Here is a 14,295-nt window from a genome sequence, read left to right as displayed (position 1 = left end):
GTTGCCAACCCTCTGAACCGTTTAGGCCGGTTCATCGCTGCCTTTGAATCTGGGCCGGTGGTGATCCGGCAAGGGGTGTCGCTAAAGAGCGGCGCAGGTTTAGCTGCTGGCCGGCGTTCTTCGTAGCTGGCCTGAGTTGAATTTAAGCAAGCTGAAATTAATGTGTCAAGCATGCTTAATTAAATAATTCAGATTGCTGAAATTTACAGGCGATAAAAAGCCCGCTCATTGGCGGGCTCAGCTATGTGTCGCAGTACTCTCGCCAACCGATCCTGACGGCCCCGCCTTCCAGATGCTCGATCTTGATACCGGCGGTGTCGCCGATATCTTGGATCACCTGGCGCCAGGCTTCAGGGCTTTCATCGTCGCGCCTGGATACCTCAACCAACTGAATCCGCTGTACCCGGGGAGAGGTGATCAAGCGTTGCAGGCGGTGGCCCACAAGCTCGTAGGAATTTCTCGGTTTGGATGTGGGGTAGGGTGCCTGGTTCATGCTTCGCTCCTTGCTAAAACTGTATGTATAAACAGTATTTGCACTGACATATCTTGGCAATAGGGTGGCGAGAAGTTTCATGCATAAATGCATATTTTGAAGCAGGTGCGTTTCCGACGGATACCAAAAAGCCCGCTCCATAGCGGGCTCTCTGCGACACCTGAGGTGACGATCCTTGGGCAAGGCCAGTGTGCTAAACCTCCGCACAATCCTTCCGGCCTTCACCTCATCCGCGCGCGCCGTAGAAGTGGTTCAGCGCTATCAGCTCAACCACCGCCACGATGGTGCAAAGCACAACGAAGCCAGGGCTGAACACCCGCTTGCGATTAGATGAACTGTCTTCCGGCCAAATGCCAGCTTCGGTTGTGAAAACCACCATGAGCGCCAGCAGAGTATAGGTCCACACCTTGCTCCAAAAGCTTTGCTCTCTCCATGCGGTCATTGGCACATCCTGGGCAGCCGCATCAGGAAAACCAGCCATACCCAGGGCACTTCATGGCTCTAAGGCGACGCGAAAGCGCTAGAGACTCTGTAAATTGAAAATACGAGGCGCCGAGCTTGGATCGCTGTGAGTACTGCAAAATATCCAAAGTCCGCTGGTAATCTGCGCTTTGCTTGAAGTTACGACACTGCTCAACCCGTTCAGCTTCCGTTACAGGCATCGGTACTGCGTCGATCTGTTTTTCGTACTCAGTTTTTTCTTTTGGCGTGCTGTAGCAGCCGGAGATGAAAAGCGGGGCGACTATTAGAGTCGCGATCCGAAAGGCATTCATTACCACATTCCCTTGTGTATACGAGCGCTAATCAGCTCGCGATATTTCGATTTAGCTTGCCGCTCGGGCATATCCCCCGGGCACACTTGCGGATCAGTAAAACTTCTGCAGCGCCTGCACAACCACGCCCACGATCCGGCAGTGCTCGTCGACGGCCTCGATCGGGTAGCTTGGGTTCAGCGGCTTCAGGAACAGCCGACCACCATCACTGACCAGCTTCTTGAATGTGGCTTCGTTGCTGTCCGGCAGCTTGGCCACGACCAGCTTACCTGGTGCAACCTCAGCCTCAGTGTCCACCAAGATCAGAGTGCCCTCAGTAATGCTCTGGCCGGCGGGCGCCGTCATCGAGTCGCCTTTGACTGTCAGCCAGAACGCAGGGCCTTTGGAGTCGTACTCCGAAAACTCGTAGGTGTCCGAGATACCGGCCGGGTAGGGCTCCACTGCTTCCGCCCAGGCGCCGGCGGCAACCCAGCTCACAACCGGGTAGCGGAATGATTTGGTGGGCTGGGCGGCAGGGGAGACGTTCGACTCTGAAACCTCACGCTCTTCCCCTTCGCCAATAGCAAGCCACTCAGCCCGGAAGCCGGTCGCTTTCGCCAGGGCGTAAAGATTCTCCGGCCGGAGGCTTTTGCTCTCACCAGTGATCCATTGAGTGACGGCAGAGTTTGCAACACCACATAGCGCTGCAATCTCGCCCTTCTTTTTCCCGCTGAGCTGTATGGCTCGGGCAATACGTTCGTGTCTTTCCATGGACTCAATATTAAGTTAACTGAATTTAAGCATGCAGTAGGCAGAAAACGCCGTTGACTCGATAACTTAAGCATGCTGAAATTGCGTCAGAGTCGAACGAGGATGCGCAATGAATACGCATGAAGTCGCCGAATTCTTCGGCAGCAAGACAAAGCTGGCACTGGCCTTGGGCATCCGCCCGAGCGCAGTGACCATGTGGGGGGAAACCATTCCCGAATCCCGGCAGTACCAGATTCAGGTTCTTTCCAAGGGCAAGTTCAAGGCCACAAAGAAGGCCCAGGCCGCCTGACATCCATGTCCGCCGATCTATTGAGCAAATGATCGCTTCTGCATCGGCAGGGCGCCACGGAAACAAATTTGAGGTTTTACGAATGGAAGACTTTTTGGATGCGTGCCAGGCAGCAGTGAAGGGCAACGAGCCCAAGAATCTGGCTGCAAAGATGGGTGTTCCACACGTTGGCCTGCTTCAGCGCGCGAACCCGGACAACGAGGCTCATCACCTGACCGTGGAGCATCTGTTCGGGATCTTGCTGCACACCGGCGACATGCGCCCATTGCAGGCCCTGGCCAATGAGTTCGGCTTTGACCTGGTATCGAAGTCGGCGCCGGAGCCGCAAGCGCTCACCAAGTCGCTGATCAACGTAGGTAAGGAAGTTGCCGACCTGACGATCGCGGTGCACGAAGCGCTGGACGACAACCACGTCAGCTCTTTCGAAAAGAGCCTGATCCGCCAAGAGATCAATCACGTTCGGCAGAGCCTGGACGTGATGGATGCGTCGGTGAAGGCAGCCTGAATAGCAGGCACAAAAAAGCCGACGTTCGAGGTCGGCTTTTTCTACAGCGGTAAACAACTGGAGCGAATCATGCACCAACACACAGAATCGATCAATACCCCCAACATTCCCGCGCCACGTTTTTCGCAATCGCAAAACGTGGCGCGGACAATGTCATCTCGGGAAATCGCCGATCTGGTCGAGGCCCGGCACAACGATGTGATCACCACCATCGAGCGTCTTTTTGCCAAAGGGCTTTTACGATCAGATCGTAAAACTCGGCGTGAAGCCACCGGCGGCCGACCGATTGATGTCTACGACCTGACCGAGCGTGACACGCATCTGGTTGTGGCTGGCTACAGCGACGAGCACCGCGCACGAGTTATCGACCGCTGGCAGGAACTGGAAGGGCAGGTTGCGCAACCACAACAGCTTTCCACCATCGAAATCCTGCAGATCGCCATGGAGTCTGAGAAGGCCCGCTTGATGCTCACCGCCCAGGTCGAGCAGCAGGCGACCAAGATCCACTCCCTGGAGAACCTGTTCAAGGAAGGCATGACCCACACCCAGTTCTGCAAGGGCCTCAATGGGGTCAACGTCATGCAGGTGGGCAAGTACCTGGAAGCACGCAGCTGGCTCTACAACGAGAGCAAGTCCGGCCTACGTCACCGTGTTGGCTCCTATGCGCGCGACAAGTACATGACCGAGCACCAGGTCGAAGTCACCCCGCACGGTAAAGACCCTTTCATCTCCTACACACCGGTTCTGCTGAAGAAGGGCGCCACACGCCTGTACGACCTGTACCTGGCTAGCGAGCTGCCCATGAAGAAGACCTGGGACGGCTTGTTCACGCACGAAAAAGCAATGCGAGGTGCTGCGTGAGCATGGGCCTTATGGTCGCCGCGATGAAGCTTCGCGTCGGCAACCCATTGCGCAAGCTGGTACTGATCAAGCTGGCCGACAACGCTAGCGACATCGGCGAGTGCTGGCCCTCCTATCAGCACATTGCCGACCAGTGCGAGATCAGCAAGCGTTCTGTCATGAATCACATCACCGCTCTGTGTGAGGCGGGGCTGTTGCGCAAGGAGATCCGGAAAGGTGGGCCAAAGGGGAATTCGTCGAACGTTTACTTTCTCACCCTCGACGGTGGTGGTGCACCTCCTGCACCAGGGGTAGTGCAGCAGGTTCGCCAGGGTAGTGCAGCAGGTTCACCCCCTAGTGAATCTCCTGCACCAGGGGGGTAGTGCAGCAGTTGCACCCAGAATCAGTAACTCTCTTGAACCAGTCATGGAACCGGTCAATGAACCGATTGCACCCCCGGCTCCCGCCGAGGTTGTTCCGGCCCAGTCCCGCGGCTTGGTGCTGGTGGTTGATCGCAGCGATGTTCCCCGAGTGGAGATCCCCGCCGACATGCCTGGCCCCAAAGATCAGGCCTGCAAAACCTTCAAGGTCTGGGCGAACTACGCCATGGCTTACCGCAAACGCTACAGCGCCTGGCCTGTGTGGAATGCCAAGGTTGGCGGCCAGCTCGGCCAGCTGGTCGACCGCCTCGGCGCCGATGTCGCCCACCACGTTGCCGCCCACTTCTTGAAAACCAGCGACGCCGCTGTGCTGCGCAAGTGCCACAGCCTCAACGAGCTGCTGGCCAACGCCGAGAGCTATCACACCCAGTGGGTGACCGGGCAGCGCATCAACGGGACAACCGCCCGCCAGATGGAGCGGACTGAGGCAAACCACTCCGCAGCGGAGCAAGCCGCCCAGATGGTTCTGGCCAAACGCCAAGCAGGTGACCGAAATGAATACCTTTGAAATGAACGACCAGCAGGTCGCCGGGCTGGCCGCCGCCATCTGCGCCACCGCCGAGGCCATGGGCCAGGAAATGAACCCAGGCACTGCCGCAATGATGGCCGAAGACCTCTGCGCGTATCCGGTGCCCGTCGTCAAAGCAGCGCTCAAGGCCTGTCGCTTCGAGGTGAAGGGCAAGCTGGCAATGGCTGACATCCTGCAACGCGTCCAGTCCTCCGACGGCCGTCCTGGCAAGGACGAGGCCTGGGCCATCGCCATGACCACCAACGACGAATTTGAAACCGTGGTGCTGACCGATGAAATCCAACTGGCCCTGGCAGCAGCGAAACCCATCTTGGATGGCGGCGACAAAATCGGTGCGCGCATGGCGTTCATCGACGCCTACCAAAGGTTCGTGGGCCAGGCCCGCGAGGATGCGAAACCGGTCAACTGGCACGTGTCCGTAGGCTTCGACTCCAACCGGCGCATCCAGGCAGTCACCAAGGCTGTGGAACTGAAACGCATTCCCCAAGAGCACGGCCAGAAGTACTTGGCTGACCTGAGCATTGTTCCTGTTACCGAGGATGGCCGCGCCATTGCCGGCTTGCTCACCGGCGCCGTCACCCAGCCTGCTCCAGTGCTGCGCCAGAAACTGGAACTGGTCAAAAACTCGATGCTGGAAATGCGCAAGGCCAGCGCCGAACGAAAAACAGAAATGCGGATTGAAGCGGCCAATGAGTTGGCGAACCGCCGGGCGCTGCTGATCAAGCAGGCCCAGGAATTGGAGGCACGGGCATGACCATCGACAAGCAGAAACTTCACAAGCTGTTGTGGAGTGAAGTCGCTTCCTGGAAGGCTGACTGCGCGGAGTGGAAGCAGAACACGGAAGCGCTTGGTGAATTCCTCGGTGAGAAGACCGTGGAGGAGGTGGCGCTGGAGCTGCTGACCGAGAACGAGTGGCTGAAGACGGTGCGTAGCACAACCGAGCGTGATCTCGCGCAAGAGCTTGAGGTTTGGAAGAACGGCCCGTCCTGCTGGAATTGCGGAGACACTGGTGATGTGCGTGACATGGTCGGCGAATGGCGCGGCCAATGCGATTGCAATGCAGCCAAGTTGATTGATGTTTCCAACGAGCGCGACCAGCTCAAGGCCGAGAACGAGGCGCTGAATACGGCCATTGAAGACCTTGAAAGGGGTCGCGTTGCGGGCTTCGAGGAATACGATTTCACCCGCCTCAAGGATCGCCATGGAGACCAGAAGGTTTTCGAAATCACTATTGAAACCGAGTGCGGTTGTGACGTCGAAGAGGGCGAATACACCGTCCGAATTACACATCTGTTGGGCAATTGGCTGGGCTCTGACGACTTTGGGTTAATCGCAGACGCTGTGGCCGAAGTAGTTGCGGATCTTGGCTTGCCGGAAGAGGGCTATACCACCTTCATCGCCTATGAGTCGGGCGAACGGCAGGACGTGTACTGGACCAAGTGGTTCGAGATTGCGACTGTCGCCTCGGTACTGGCCGAACCGGGCGCCGCCATGGGCAAGGGAGAGCGGTCATGACTAACTTCCTCTACTGGTTCATGTTCTGGAAGCAGGCTAAGAGCATGCCTCAGGCCGTTTTCCAGGGCGTAATTGGCGGAATTGTTTTCGGCGTGGTCGTATTCGCCCCTCTCTGGTTCGCGCTGTTGGAGTTGCCCCATGACTAGCCTTCAGATCCGCAACGAATCAGACCGCAACAAGGCTATGGGCTACATCGCTGGCCTGGACCTGGCCAAGCCCAAAAAGCTGGCCATCACCGAAGTGGACCGCAGCGGAGAGCAGAACAAGGCTCTGCACGCGGCGCTGGCAGATATCGCCGGTCAGGTCGAGCACGCCGGGAAGAAGTGGGATGTCCTGATCTGGAAACGCCTCCTTACCGCCGCCTGGCTGCGTGAGTCTGGCGACCAGCCGCAGATGATCCCTGCAGTCGACGGCAACGGCTTTGATGTTATCTACGAGCGCACAAGCAAGCTCACCGTGAAGCAGTGCGGCGAATTGATCGAATGGGTTCATTGCTTCGGAGCCGAGCACCAGGTGCGCTGGACGCAAAAGGACAATTGGGGAGGGCGTTATTGATGAGCCACGACAACGGATACGGAAGACGCTGCCCTGACTGCGGTGAGCCGATGAGCAACATGCCGAGCCTGAACCCACGACAGTGCGCTACAGGCTGCAAGGAGAAGTTTGAATGGATGCTCGCTGAGGGGCAGGCGCCATTGTTCGGTAACAATCGGCAGAAAGCCAAGGAGGCCGCGTGACGATTGAACGGAAGCAACCGAAGCCGAAGAAGTGCCGCGTCGAGACCTGCAGGACTCCATTCGTCCCGGCGCGTATCGGTCAGGCGGTGTGCAGTCCGGCGTGCGCAATGATCGACGCGCCAAGGCACGCACCGAAGGCCCTTAAGGCGCTCGCCCAGGTCGGGCGCCGGGAGATCAAAGCCCGCAAGGAGAAGCTGAAGAGTAGGGCTGACCACCTGCGCGAGGCTCAGGCCGCGGTGAACGAGTACGTGCGCCTGCGGGATGCGCACCTGCCGTGTATCAGTTGCGATTCGACGCCGAACGACAACGACCTCATGACCGGCAGCCGATGGGATGCCGGGCACTATCGTTCTGTCGGCGCCTGCCCAGAACTGCGCTTCGAACCGTCGAACATCCACCGCCAGTGCGTGAAGTGCAATCGCAACCTTTCCGGCAACGCCGTGGAGTACCGCATTCGTCTGGTGCAGCGCATCGGCGCCGAGAAGGTCGCTTGGCTGGAAGGGCTTCACCCGCCATGCAAGTACACCGTGGAAGAGATCAAGGCCATCAAGGCCAAGTACCGGGAAATGACCAGAGAACTCAAGAGGGCGGCAGCATGACGCAAGTTGCGCAAATGACCGGTGGCGCAAGTCGGCCTTCGAAGGGCTGGCTTAAGCCGATGTTCCCAATCACGGGGAAGGCTCACTACTTCAACCAGGAGAAAGAGTTTTCTGCGATCACGAATCAGGGCAGGGCGTATTTCTGGCGTTCGCTGTGCGGCATCGACACTGTAAGCACGGACAAGATGCCGATGTTCGAGCCGGGCAACTGGGACCGATGCAAAAAATGTGAACAGAAACTGGCTCGGAGGGCCGCCGCATGACCTATCGCAACGTTGTTTCAGCAGTAGTTCGAGCCCTCGCGGCCGAGACCATCAGTTCCGCCGGCGGCTGCGACTTCGAGCCGAAGGTTCAGTGCGCCAAGCAGAAGGGGGAGATCGTCGGCAAGGAGGCGGCGTTTCTCCAGGACTGCTGGGTGTTCGGTCGGCTGCATAAGGCGCTGACCCCGGCACACTGGCGGGCGCTTGTAGCGAAGTACTCGACACACCAGGAGCGCAAACACGGCGCCATCCTGGAGTTGCTCAACTCCGTGCGAACGCCGGCACCGAAGCGTTTCCGGGAGTGCGCCGTGCTGACCTGGGCCATTCCGCAAGTGGCGGGCGCCGAGGGCAAGCGTTCCGCCGCGGTACTGCCGGCCGCCTGGTACGACATCACCAATTGGGACAACGATGGCAAACCGGAATCCACCCGCTACCGGTGGCGCTCGTCGATCCGCAAGGCGCTGGATGACCAAGTCAACGAAGCGCTGACAGCGGCTCAGGAGCTGCTCGATGCTGAGGGGCTTATCGAAAGTTGTGTTGCATAGCAAAAAGCCATTGCATTGAGTGAGAAAATGAGAGATGATTTCTACATCGTCACGATCTTACGCTTCAACGATCGTGGAAAAAGTTTCGAGGAGTGTCGGGTTCGAGACCCGCGGCTATGCAAGCTACCCAGATGGCAATTCTTTTTATGTTAACGGTCTTTATGACGTGCATTCCAGCTTCAAAAGAACTGCTGTTCGTAATTAACAATACATTACCTGGGGGTAGCAATATGATGACAGAAATTTCAAATCTACTAGCGACATCCGTAGCAATGACAATCTCGGCCATTTGGTGTAGCTGTTTGGCGGCAGGTCGCCTACCTCGCTTCATTTGAGGCTCCGCCTCAACGAAAACCCGGCTATCGCGCCGGGTTTTTTATTGCCTCGGTTTCACTAGCAGCATGATAGTCCTCGGGAGGGCCGGTAGCGCAGAGCTAATGAATCCCCCTCAGCCGTGAGCCCACAACATCGTTCGTATAGCCGGAGTCGCGCTGGCGCTTGGGTGATTGGTGCAATAGCTAGATTTTGGGTTCAGCGGCAGCGAATTGAACATTTATCAGGTGTGCTCTCTGTCCGTTGTCGCTCGCCCCAAAATTCGCTGAAGCACCTCCACCGATTTGCTTCACCTTGATAGAGAGCTCAATGTTTGTGTCCTCTGAGAACGAGGTATTCTCCTTGAGCTCAAGAGATGCCTCGGTACAGCCGCCATACTGTCTTGCGAATAGAACTGCTTTCCAGGAAGGCTCGAACGCCAACCAGAAGAACTTATTGACATCAATTTCTCGCGAAGCGTCCCAAGCGTTTCCGGTAAGGGTGAATACCCTGGTATCCGAAGTGCCGCTTGCATGTTGAGAATCTCTGCCCAAGCCTGCCCCTGCAGTCGCGATCGCGCCCGCGTCAATCGAACCTCCCGCTTTGATCAGGCTGCTCTTGGTGCTTGTGGTGTTTTTGGTAATGCTAATCCGAGTTGCTCCCAGGGATACTAGGAGTCTTATGAGCTCAGACTCTCTCTCCTCCAGTACGTGAGCATCGTAAGTCTCGCTGGGGATGTAGAGCTGCTTATTTCCCTCCTCGGAGATGTCTGCAAGTGGGTGTCTTCGGTATGACTTTCCACTCATTGGGTGCCCCGGCTGGAAGCGATATCCAGCTTCGCGCGCCTGGCTCGGAGAATAGGTGGCGCGCTCAACAAAAACAGCTAGAAGACGCTCCTTATCTGCGCGGACGGCTTTGTCCTCATCCTTATCGCCAGACACAAGGCTGATCAAAGAAGGTATGGCGCTTACTGCTGCAAAAATCAGCGGCGTAGGAACTAGAGAAAGCGCTAACGATGAGGCGGCTACACCTTTTAGGAGTTCTGACGAGATCTGCGGAGTGTCCCTGCCAGGCATGGTGAAGTTTTGAGTTGATGACGCGTTGCTGCCCGTTTTAGGTTTGGCAAGGTACTCATCAATGATATGTATCGTATCAAGCAAGTGACGCTCCTTATCAATATTCATTTATCTAGCCCAGCCAGCATTGTGTAGGCCTTGATTGGTCAATCTTATCGGCAGATACGAGTAGACCTAAAGAAATGGCTTCTATCCTTGGATACTCGCACACGGTGGGTGGCATCTCCCTTTTCGGCCTCTCCACACCCTTCGCTCTGAGCTGGGAGTGCTGCTGGAGCTGACTTATTTGTACAGGTCGTACCTCGGCCACCTTTCTCTATGGAGTGGCGATGGATCCTTACGACCTGGGCCCTGGCACGTTCGCGTGGCTTGGCGGTACCGGCACTGTTTTGCTCGGTGGTCTGCTGTTGCTGAGGAAGCCCACAGACTTCCTCAGTGTCTCAAGGTCTGTCGTCCTTGGATCGCAGTGTTAGTTGATCAACCCTTTGCGCGATCATTAAATATACGTTCGTCGCAAACATGCCTACCGCGATTGCGACCAATGCCAAGGTATAGAAATCGCTTTGGCCTGTTGTAACGGTTTCTTTTGAAAGGTTAGCTCTTTCTATGTGCGGAGCTAGCAAGGCTACCAATACACCGCTTTTAATACTAACCCATGAAAAAACGGCCATCAGGCCAGACGACACAATCAAAGCGGTTTTGTGCTGAGGATTTATGTCGGAAATCAGTATTCTCGCAGAAGCGCCTATTGTTCCTAGAACAAAAGGCACCGTCAGCAGAATGATTGCGTTGATGGCTTGGTTGACAATTCTGAGTGTTTCCGGATCCACGTCGTAGATTTCGGGGTTGCGCAGAGATAAGAAGTTAAAAACGAGGAAGACGAATCCAGCGGCAGTCGATATGACGAGCCTGTTCATGAACCTCTTCTTACGCTGAACCTCATCCGCCTCGTATTGCTCACGGTGGAGCTTCATTTCGAGTCGAATGCGCGCTTCCTGGGCGGCGTCAAGTTCAGGCGTAGCGGGTTTCGGCTGACCCTCCTTTTCGCCATTCTGCTCTCGGCCAGGAAAGTCCGCGACGTTGTCTTCTGCAATGGGTCCGTTGTTATTCATCATCGTCCAAGATAAATGGTCATCCAAATTTGAAGGATGAGTGCGGTAGGGAAGTGCATTATCCGCACTCAAGACATTTTCGAAAAGTGCTTTTCCGCACGGAATGATTCTGTTTTTATGCCACGGTGTTCAGCTGTTTCAGCGCGACACACGCAAACTTAAGCCTCGCCATCGTGCGAGGTTTTTTCATTTCTGGAGTAGTGATGGACCCAACTGACCTCGGCCCAGGCACAGCTACCTGGCTGGGCGGTAGCGCCACCGTTGTATTGGGCGGCCTGCTTTGGCTGCGCCGCTTCCTTTCCAAGGATGCGACCGACCGCGCGATGGACAGCGCCGATATCGGCACGCTGAAGCGGTTGAACGAGCTGCTGAACCAGGAGCGAGCGGCCCGCAAGGAAGCCGAGGCCCGCGCCGATCAATTTGCGAAAGAGCGGAATGACCTGGCCGCCGCAGTAGGGCGCATGGAAGGGAAGATCGAGGCGCTGACCAGCCAGGTCGCTCAGCTCACTGACCGCGTGACACAACAGAGCGACGAGATCACTCGCCTGCGCACCAAGCTGGGAGGAATCGCCTGATGGACAGATGCGCATTGGAATTTATCGCACGCCGCTGGTGGCGACGGGCCGAGGTCTGGGCCATTGCTGTCGTGCTGGTGGGTGGTGGTGCAGTACTGGGTTACCAGGCTGCCTACTGGTCGCTCGCCGAGAAGCAAAGCAATCAGGTCACTGACATCCGCAAGGCCTACGACACCGCAATGGGCGAACGCGACAAGCGGCTGGAAGAGCTGACACGCCAAACCGGTACTGCTGCCGACAAGGCCACCAAGGCCGCAACGACCGCGGCCCAGGCTGCCGACAAAGCCGATGAAGCACTCAATCGGGTATCGCAGTAATCCGCGCCACGTTTTCGTAACTCACAAAATTGTGGCGCGGAATGCGCCGAGGGCATCGCCATGGCTTCGAATACCAATTCCTCAAAGACTGTCACCCTGTTGGGCGGGATCGCGCTTGTGATCATCGTCCTGGCAGTGGCGGCCTCCAGCTTCGTGTGACGCCATGAAAGTAATCGTAACCAAGCTCTTGGGGTCGGCCGAGGTCGAGTTCCTGCGTGAAGGTGTGGTCGTTCATCGTGAGCGGTTCACCGGCAAGACCAACTCGCGGCATGAGCGCACCATTGCCACGCGGGAAGAGTTCGACGCCCATCGCTGCCGGTTTGTGACGGCTATGCCTGCGGATCGCGCATTCCAGTACGAGGTTGCACCGTGAGCAAGGTAACCCGGCTGCGGCACGTGCTGCCAATGAGCCCTGAAATCAACGCTGCGGTCGGCGCACTCGACAAGGCTATTGCCGATGCCGTGGACGCTGCCAAGGAAGCCGGGTTGCCCCAGGGCCTGATCGTTGGATTGCTCCACGGTCACGCACACGCACAGACACACCAGATGGTGACGCAATGACCGCGACCGTTCACGACATCGCCGACCAGCGCCCACACCTGATGGTGGTAGCGAGTGATGGTGCCCACGTAATTCCGCACGCTCTGGTGCAATCGGTGATAGACGGCGACAAACCGTCATCGATACTCACTGAGGCCGTGGTGCAGCGGATCATCGAAGAGTGGCTACAGCAGGTGACGGCATGAGCGTGAAGCTCGTTGAGCTCAAGCGCGAGGGTTGGCGAGATGCTGCAAAGACCCTTCGCAAGATTGCCGATGACCTGGATGCAGGCGAGCACCCGGAATGCACCGTGGGTGCCTTGACGCTGATCGGCGCGAAGGGAGAGGTGACCGTGTTCGGCCTCGGCCCGAAGTGCGACGACCTGCAATGCCTTGGTGCGATGCGCTTGGGCGAGCAAAAGATGATAGATGTGTTACTTGATAGCGGAGAGGGGTAAGCGTGCCGCAGTTGAGTGCGGCACGGGTGGATCATTTTTTATCAATGGCCGCCTGGATTTGATCTGCATAATCCGAGAGCTTGGCCATTTCGTACTCCAGTACGCCGTGTGACGTTACTAGGGCGGCGCGCTTACCGATGAGGTCCAGCGCCGCGCTTACCGCCATGATCCGCTTATCTTCCGGACCTGCGACTCTGTATGTGGATGCATGAATCGCGTGTGTGGTTTTGTCAGTCATGTTGCTTTCCTTGCGTTGAGTTGATTCCCACCAATACCGGCAACACGCCACTATTTCAAGCTCAAGGTGATCCATGGACAGGCCATACCCACCATTGTCGCTGCTCGAGCTGGCTGACCTCTCCGAGTTCGGTATCCGCCTGACCCCAGCTCCCGAGGTATGGGAATGGCTCCAAGCCGAGATCCTTGCCGACACTGGCCACATCCACAACGAAGACCATGCTCACTTACTGGATGCAGACATCCGGGTCATGTGGGCCTCATCGGGCTTTGAGAAACAGGGCCGAACGGTGCTTGGCCAGGCCGAACAGGTGGCGTTCCGCGCCGGCGGTTGGCAGAAAGCCCGGATGGAGCAACAGATGCGTGATTGGTTCGGTGATGTGCCGGCCTTCATCATCACCTTGGCTGCTGACTACTGCGCCCAGTGCAGCGACCTTGAGTTCTGCGCCCTGATCGAACACGAGCTGTATCACCTGGCTCGCGCGACCGACAAGTACGGTCAACCAGCATTCACCCAAGACGGCGCACCGAAGATCAAGCTGCAGGGCCACGACGTCGAAGAGTTCGTCGGTGTCGTCCGCCGCTACGGTGCGAGCCCTGACGTTCAAGCGTTGGTGGATGCTGCAAACAGTCCTGCTGAGGTGGGGGAATTGAACATTGCGAGGGCCTGCGGAACCTGTCTGCTGAGATCGGCCTGATTCTTGACAGGCTCTAGACGGATGAGAATTTATGGCAGCCCTGAAAAATGAGGTGAAGAGCTTCATCGTTCAGGCGCTTGCGTGCTTTGACACGCCATCCCAGGTGGTGGAAGCCGTCAAGAACGAATACGGGGTTGTGGTGAGCCGCCAGCAGGTGGAGACGCATGACCCCACCAAGTCGGCCGGAAAGGGGCTTGCAGTGAAGTGGGCAACCTTGTTCCACGACACTCGAAAGCGCTTTCGCGAAGAAACCGCCGAGATCCCCATCGCCAACCGCGCCTATCGGCTTCGTGGCCTGGGGCGAATGGCTGAGAAGGCCGAGAGCATGCGCAACCTGGCGCTGACCGCTCAGTTGTACGAGCAGGCCGCGAAAGAGGTGGGCGATATCTACGTGAATCGCCGCCTGGAACCTGAAAAACCTCTGGGCTCCCAAGCGGACCAGCAGCACGCCGTCGCTGAGTACACCTTGGAGCCTGATGAGAATGTTCCCGCTACCCCGTACCTTTGACCCACCGGTGAAGCTGACGCCCAAGCAGGCGAATATTTACTGCTGGGGGTTCCAGCCAGAGGCCCGCTTCCGTGATGCGGTGTGTGGCCGGCGGTTCGGCAAGACGTTCCTGGGCAAGGCCGAGATGCGCCGCGCCGCACGTCTGGCTGCTGAGTGGGGCGTGAGCGTTGAGGATGAGATCTGGTACG

Annotated in this window: 25 protein-coding genes and 3 pseudogenes; 21 read left to right on the top strand and 7 right to left on the bottom strand. The window is 57.4% G+C overall.

Features of this window, described 5'->3' with window-relative positions:
• Positions 1–241: 241 nt before the first annotated feature.
• From AACV02_RS16065 to AACV02_RS16050, 4 genes are all read right to left on the bottom strand, one after another.
• Entirely contained in the window at positions 242–493 is a 252-nt protein-coding gene (locus AACV02_RS16065; RefSeq protein WP_119735621.1) for a DUF1654 domain-containing protein, read from the bottom strand.
• 226 nt (positions 494–719) lie between these two features.
• A complete protein-coding gene (locus AACV02_RS16060) occupies positions 720–974 on the bottom strand; it encodes a hypothetical protein (RefSeq protein ID WP_372239717.1) in 255 nt (84 codons plus the stop codon).
• A complete protein-coding gene (locus AACV02_RS16055) occupies positions 958–1,266 on the bottom strand; it encodes a hypothetical protein (protein ID WP_099547987.1) in 309 nt (102 codons plus the stop codon). The genes AACV02_RS16060 and AACV02_RS16055 overlap by 17 nt, the downstream gene beginning before the upstream one ends.
• A 93-nt stretch (positions 1,267–1,359) precedes the next feature.
• Positions 1,360–2,016 (bottom strand): LexA family protein, encoded by a 657-nt coding sequence (locus AACV02_RS16050; protein ID WP_099547986.1) that lies wholly within the window; start codon positions 2,014–2,016, stop codon positions 1,360–1,362.
• Positions 2,017–2,125: 109 nt separating this feature from the next.
• On the opposite strand from AACV02_RS16050, the gene AACV02_RS16045 reads away from it, so the two are divergent.
• The 11 genes and pseudogenes from AACV02_RS16045 (at position 2,126) to AACV02_RS15995 (ending at position 8,275) form a co-directional block, all read left to right on the top strand.
• The gene (locus AACV02_RS16045; RefSeq protein WP_099547985.1) at positions 2,126–2,305 is read left to right on the top strand and encodes a Cro/CI family transcriptional regulator; all 180 of its coding nucleotides are present in this window, start codon (positions 2,126–2,128) and stop codon (positions 2,303–2,305) included.
• An 82-nt stretch (positions 2,306–2,387) separates the two neighbouring features.
• Positions 2,388–2,810 carry a phage regulatory CII family protein gene (locus tag AACV02_RS16040; RefSeq protein WP_099547984.1) on the top strand — a complete coding sequence of 141 codons (423 nt, stop codon included), beginning with the start codon at positions 2,388–2,390 and terminating at the stop codon, positions 2,808–2,810.
• A gap of 69 nt (positions 2,811–2,879) precedes the next feature.
• Positions 2,880–3,671: a Rha family transcriptional regulator gene (locus AACV02_RS16035; protein WP_244657789.1), complete on the top strand. Its 792-nt coding sequence runs from the start codon at positions 2,880–2,882 to the stop codon at positions 3,669–3,671.
• Positions 3,668–4,598, top strand: a pseudogene (locus AACV02_RS16030) (helix-turn-helix domain-containing protein). The gene AACV02_RS16035 and the pseudogene AACV02_RS16030 overlap by 4 nt, the downstream one beginning before the upstream one ends.
• The gene (locus tag AACV02_RS16025; protein WP_119735619.1) at positions 4,585–5,373 is read left to right on the top strand and encodes a hypothetical protein; all 789 of its coding nucleotides are present in this window, start codon (positions 4,585–4,587) and stop codon (positions 5,371–5,373) included. The pseudogene AACV02_RS16030 and the gene AACV02_RS16025 overlap by 14 nt, the downstream one beginning before the upstream one ends.
• Entirely contained in the window at positions 5,370–6,134 is a 765-nt protein-coding gene (locus AACV02_RS16020) for a hypothetical protein (protein WP_119735618.1), read from the top strand. The genes AACV02_RS16025 and AACV02_RS16020 overlap by 4 nt, the downstream gene beginning before the upstream one ends.
• Positions 6,131–6,280, top strand: a complete 150-nt coding sequence (locus AACV02_RS16015) for a hypothetical protein (RefSeq protein WP_157986795.1) — start codon at positions 6,131–6,133, stop codon at positions 6,278–6,280. Before AACV02_RS16020 ends, AACV02_RS16015 begins: the two co-directional genes overlap by 4 nt.
• The gene (locus tag AACV02_RS16010) at positions 6,273–6,689 is read left to right on the top strand and encodes a recombination protein NinB (protein ID WP_119735617.1); all 417 of its coding nucleotides are present in this window, start codon (positions 6,273–6,275) and stop codon (positions 6,687–6,689) included. Before AACV02_RS16015 ends, AACV02_RS16010 begins: the two co-directional genes overlap by 8 nt.
• Positions 6,690–6,867: 178 nt before the next feature.
• Positions 6,868–7,470: a recombination protein NinG gene (locus AACV02_RS16005; protein ID WP_119735615.1), complete on the top strand. Its 603-nt coding sequence runs from the start codon at positions 6,868–6,870 to the stop codon at positions 7,468–7,470.
• Entirely contained in the window at positions 7,467–7,733 is a 267-nt protein-coding gene (locus AACV02_RS16000; RefSeq protein WP_119735614.1) for a hypothetical protein, read from the top strand. Before AACV02_RS16005 ends, AACV02_RS16000 begins: the two co-directional genes overlap by 4 nt.
• A complete protein-coding gene (locus AACV02_RS15995; RefSeq protein WP_119735613.1) occupies positions 7,730–8,275 on the top strand; it encodes a hypothetical protein in 546 nt (181 codons plus the stop codon). The genes AACV02_RS16000 and AACV02_RS15995 overlap by 4 nt, the downstream gene beginning before the upstream one ends.
• Before the next feature lie 518 nt (positions 8,276–8,793).
• Here AACV02_RS15995 and AACV02_RS15990 read toward each other — a convergent pair.
• Positions 8,794–9,771 carry a hypothetical protein gene (locus tag AACV02_RS15990; protein ID WP_157986794.1) on the bottom strand — a complete coding sequence of 326 codons (978 nt, stop codon included), beginning with the start codon at positions 9,769–9,771 and terminating at the stop codon, positions 8,794–8,796.
• Between the two features lie 221 nt (positions 9,772–9,992).
• Between AACV02_RS15990 and AACV02_RS30975 the strand changes: the two are divergent.
• Positions 9,993–10,082, top strand: a pseudogene (locus AACV02_RS30975) (chemotaxis protein); the annotation flags it as partial.
• Between the two features lie 21 nt (positions 10,083–10,103).
• On the opposite strand, the gene AACV02_RS15985 reads toward AACV02_RS30975, so the two are convergent.
• Positions 10,104–10,847, bottom strand: a complete 744-nt coding sequence (locus tag AACV02_RS15985) for a hypothetical protein (protein ID WP_143192519.1) — start codon at positions 10,845–10,847, stop codon at positions 10,104–10,106.
• A gap of 131 nt (positions 10,848–10,978) precedes the next feature.
• Here AACV02_RS15985 and AACV02_RS15980 point away from each other — a divergent pair, with 131 nt between their 5' ends.
• The 6 genes from AACV02_RS15980 to AACV02_RS15955 all read left to right on the top strand — a co-directional run bounded on the left by AACV02_RS15980 (position 10,979) and on the right by AACV02_RS15955 (position 12,664).
• Positions 10,979–11,350, top strand: a complete 372-nt coding sequence (locus tag AACV02_RS15980) for a chemotaxis protein (RefSeq protein WP_025856073.1) — start codon at positions 10,979–10,981, stop codon at positions 11,348–11,350.
• Entirely contained in the window at positions 11,350–11,667 is a 318-nt protein-coding gene (locus tag AACV02_RS15975) for a hypothetical protein (RefSeq protein ID WP_119735611.1), read from the top strand. Before AACV02_RS15980 ends, AACV02_RS15975 begins: the two co-directional genes overlap by 1 nt.
• A 163-nt stretch (positions 11,668–11,830) precedes the next feature.
• Complete coding sequence (locus AACV02_RS15970; protein WP_119735610.1) at positions 11,831–12,040, top strand: hypothetical protein; 210 nt, start codon at positions 11,831–11,833, stop codon at positions 12,038–12,040.
• Positions 12,037–12,228, top strand: coding sequence for a hypothetical protein (locus AACV02_RS15965; RefSeq protein WP_119735609.1), 192 nt, complete (start codon positions 12,037–12,039; stop codon positions 12,226–12,228). Before AACV02_RS15970 ends, AACV02_RS15965 begins: the two co-directional genes overlap by 4 nt.
• On the top strand, positions 12,225–12,413 hold the full coding sequence (locus AACV02_RS15960) for a hypothetical protein (protein WP_119735608.1): 189 nt from the start codon (positions 12,225–12,227) through the stop codon (positions 12,411–12,413). The genes AACV02_RS15965 and AACV02_RS15960 overlap by 4 nt, the downstream gene beginning before the upstream one ends.
• Positions 12,410–12,664 carry a hypothetical protein gene (locus AACV02_RS15955; RefSeq protein ID WP_119735607.1) on the top strand — a complete coding sequence of 85 codons (255 nt, stop codon included), beginning with the start codon at positions 12,410–12,412 and terminating at the stop codon, positions 12,662–12,664. The genes AACV02_RS15960 and AACV02_RS15955 overlap by 4 nt, the downstream gene beginning before the upstream one ends.
• 31 nt (positions 12,665–12,695) lie before the next feature.
• Here AACV02_RS15955 and AACV02_RS15950 read toward each other — a convergent pair whose 3' ends face one another.
• The gene (locus tag AACV02_RS15950) at positions 12,696–12,902 is read right to left on the bottom strand and encodes a hypothetical protein (protein ID WP_119735606.1); all 207 of its coding nucleotides are present in this window, start codon (positions 12,900–12,902) and stop codon (positions 12,696–12,698) included.
• A gap of 73 nt (positions 12,903–12,975) precedes the next feature.
• Here AACV02_RS15950 and AACV02_RS15945 point away from each other — a divergent pair, with 73 nt between their 5' ends.
• The 3 genes and pseudogenes from AACV02_RS15945 to AACV02_RS15935 all read left to right on the top strand — a co-directional run.
• On the top strand, positions 12,976–13,599 hold the full coding sequence (locus AACV02_RS15945; protein ID WP_119735605.1) for a putative metallopeptidase: 624 nt from the start codon (positions 12,976–12,978) through the stop codon (positions 13,597–13,599).
• A 31-nt stretch (positions 13,600–13,630) separates the two neighbouring features.
• Positions 13,631–14,107: a DUF2280 domain-containing protein gene (locus AACV02_RS15940; RefSeq protein WP_119735604.1), complete on the top strand. Its 477-nt coding sequence runs from the start codon at positions 13,631–13,633 to the stop codon at positions 14,105–14,107.
• A pseudogene (locus tag AACV02_RS15935) lies at positions 14,082–14,295 on the top strand (terminase); the annotation flags it as partial. The gene AACV02_RS15940 and the pseudogene AACV02_RS15935, both read left to right, overlap by 26 nt.

Source organism: Pseudomonas sp. Larv2_ips (genome assembly GCF_963879675.1).
In the GTDB taxonomy this organism is placed as follows: domain Bacteria; phylum Pseudomonadota; class Gammaproteobacteria; order Pseudomonadales; family Pseudomonadaceae; genus Aquipseudomonas.
This window is presented reverse-complemented; position numbering and strand designations above follow the sequence as displayed.